The organism is Nocardiopsis sp. TNDT3, assembly GCF_003427465.1.
GTDB lineage: Bacteria > Actinomycetota > Actinomycetes > Streptosporangiales > Streptosporangiaceae > Nocardiopsis > Nocardiopsis dassonvillei.
Genome location: NZ_QPFC01000739.1, coordinates 1 through 2,780 on the forward strand (window position 1 = coordinate 1; position 2,780 = coordinate 2,780).

Sequence of the window (2,780 nt, forward strand, 5' to 3'; positions counted from 1 at the left end):
GGGGCGGTCCCCCCGGCGGCCCCTCCCGCCCGCGTGGGCGGCGCCGTGGCCGCGCTGGTGGTGGCCGTCCTCAGCGCGGCGGCGTCGATCCTGATGATGTACCTGGGCTTCTGGTTCTTCCTGCTGGCGGTGAACGTGCCCGGGGTCTGGTTCGGCATCGCGACGCTGCGCAGGCTTCCCGACCCCGAACGGGTGGAGCGGTACATCCGGTACACCTGGGCCTGCAACTTCGCCTACTTCGCCCTGTTCGTCCTGTTCCTCATCCCGGTCGTCGTCCTGGCCATGGTGATGCTCATGTTCACCTCCTGACCGGGCCCCTGCCGGGTCCCCCCGGTGCCGCGCACCGCGCTCCACGGAAGGAGCACGGGCGTGGACCGGCGGCGCCACGGTCCTCCCCCGGGCGGCGGCACCGGCTGTCACGGAGGCGGCGCGTGCGGGGACCCGACCGGCGGCTACACCCCGTACGGCGGCCGCGGCGTCCCCGGGAGCGGCCGCGGTCCCGAACGGCCCGGTCAGCGGGGTCCACGAGAGCACGGGCCCCGCGGGCATGATCGGAGGCCCGGATGCGTTGCACCTGTGGCCGCCCCCGCCCCGCGAGATTGAAGGTCCGTGTTGTCCTGCCTGATCGTCCAGTCCGACAAGACGCTCCTGCTGGAGGTCGACCACGAGCTGGCCGGCGAGTGCCGCCGGGCCATCGCCCCCTTCGCCGAACTCGAACGCGCGCCCGAACACGTGCACACCTACCGGATCACACCGCTGGCCCTGTGGAACTCCCGTGCCGCCGGGCACGACGCCGAGCAGGTCGTGGACGCGCTGATCCGGTTCTCCAAGTTCCCGGTGCCGCACTCGCTGCTGGTGGACATCGCCGAGACGATGGACCGCTACGGGCGGCTGCGGCTCGTGGGCGACCCGCGGCACGGTCTGGTCCTGGAGTCCTCCGACCGCGCCGTGCTGGAGGAGGTCGTCCGCGCCAAGAAGCTCAAAGGCATGCTGGGCGAGCGGCTGGGCGAGGACTCGGTCGCCGTGCACCCGAGCGAGCGCGGCAACCTCAAGCAGGCGCTGCTCAAGATCGGGTGGCCCGCCGAGGACCTGGCCGGGTACGTGGACGGCGAGGCGCACCCCATCGACCTCGACCAGGACGGCTGGGAGCTGCGCGGCTACCAGAGGGAGGCCGCGGAGAGCTTCCACGCGGGCGGGTCCGGCGTGGTGGTCCTGCCGTGCGGCGCGGGAAAGACCGTGGTCGGCGCGGCGGCGATGGCCATGACCGGGGCGACCACGCTCATCCTGGTGACGAACACGGTGTCGGTGCACCAGTGGAAGACCGAGCTGCTGCGGCGCACCTCGCTGACCGAGGACGAGATCGGCGAGTACTCGGGCACCCGCAAGGAGATCCGCCCCGTCACCATCGCGACCTACCAGGTCATGGCGGCCAGGCGCAAGGGCGTGTACACGCACCTGGAGCTGTTCGACGCCCGCGACTGGGGCCTGGTCGTCTACGACGAGGTGCACCTGCTGCCCGCGCCGATCTTCCGGATGACCGCCGACCTCCAGGCCCGGCGCCGACTGGGCCTGACCGCGACCCTGGTGCGCGAGGACGGCCGCGAGGGCGACGTGTTCTCGCTGATCGGCCCCAAGCGCTACGACGCGCCGTGGAAGGACATGGAGAACCAGGGGTGGATCGCCCCCGCGGACTGCGTCGAGGTGCGGGTGGACCTGTCGGAGGCCGAGCGGCTGGCGTACGCGACCGCCGAGCCGGAGGACCGCTACCGGTTCTGCGCCTCCTCCGAGACCAAGACCTCGGTGGTCCGGGAGATCGTGGAGCGCCACCCCGATGAGCAGGTGCTGGTCATCGGCTCCTACATCGACCAGCTGGACGAGCTCGGCGCGTCGCTGGGCGCGCCGGTGATCAAGGGCGAGACCCGCAACAAGGAGCGCGAGCGCCTCTTCGACGCCTTCCGCTCCGGGGACCTGCGGACGCTGGTGGTGTCGAAGGTCGCGAACTTCTCCATCGACCTGCCCGAGGCCGGTGTCGCGGTGCAGGTGTCGGGGTCCTTCGGCTCGCGGCAGGAGGAGGCGCAGCGGCTCGGCCGGGTCCTGCGCCCCAAGGCCGACGGCCGCGCCGCCCGCTTCTACGCGGTGGTGGCGCGCGACACCCTCGACCAGGACTACGCCGCGCACCGGCAGCGCTTCCTGGCCGAGCAGGGGTACGCCTACCGGATCACCGACGCCGGCGACCTGCTGTCGGGCGAGGAGATCTGACCGGGGCGGGCGGCCCCGCACGCGGCCCGGCGGGGCGCGTCCGGCCGGGGTTCGCGTCGCTCAGAAGGACGGCAGACCGCCCATGACGTAGGTGCCCGCGGCGATCCCCCAGGCCACCAGGGAGTAGCTCAGGGTTCGGGTGCGCAGGAGCCGGTCGCCCCGCACGGACGGCGCGGTGAAGGCCGCCACGAGGAGCGCCATGCCGAGCAGGGCGGGGATGGCGGAGGCCAACGCGAAGAGCTGGGTCTGGGCGGCGCACGCGGTGTAGCCGGATGTGCCGGGATCACCACAGAACACGTCGTTCCCCGATCGTTCGGTGCGGTCGGTACTCCCCGACCGTACCGTTTCGGCGGGGGCGCGCCGTCAACGGCCGCAGTCGGACATCCGCCGAGTCGGATTCGGTTTTTGGCGCCACACACCCCGTTCGCTCTTTACACGAACCCCTTCCGTGTCCAATCATGAGGGCACAGCAGCTCCCCCCAGCGGCCAGGAGGTCCTCCCCATGCCCGTCTCCCCCGCCC

Annotated in this window: 3 protein-coding genes; 2 read left to right on the plus strand and 1 reads right to left on the minus strand. The window is 72.3% G+C overall.

Annotation, left to right across the window (positions count from 1 at the left end; translation table 11 throughout):
• The coding region (locus DQW06_RS18235) for a hypothetical protein (RefSeq protein ID WP_370449099.1) at positions 1 to 309 on the plus strand (309 nt) is incomplete at its 5' end.
• Positions 310 to 612: 303 nt separating this feature from the next.
• Positions 613 to 2,259, plus strand: a complete 1,647-nt coding sequence (locus DQW06_RS18240; protein ID WP_013155190.1) for a DNA repair helicase XPB — start codon at positions 613 to 615, stop codon at positions 2,257 to 2,259.
• A gap of 60 nt (positions 2,260 to 2,319) precedes the next feature.
• Here DQW06_RS18240 and DQW06_RS18245 read toward each other — a convergent pair whose 3' ends face one another.
• Positions 2,320 to 2,556, minus strand: coding sequence for a hypothetical protein (locus DQW06_RS18245; RefSeq protein WP_013155191.1), 237 nt, complete (start codon positions 2,554 to 2,556; stop codon positions 2,320 to 2,322).
• Between the last annotated feature and the right edge of the window lie 224 nt (positions 2,557 to 2,780).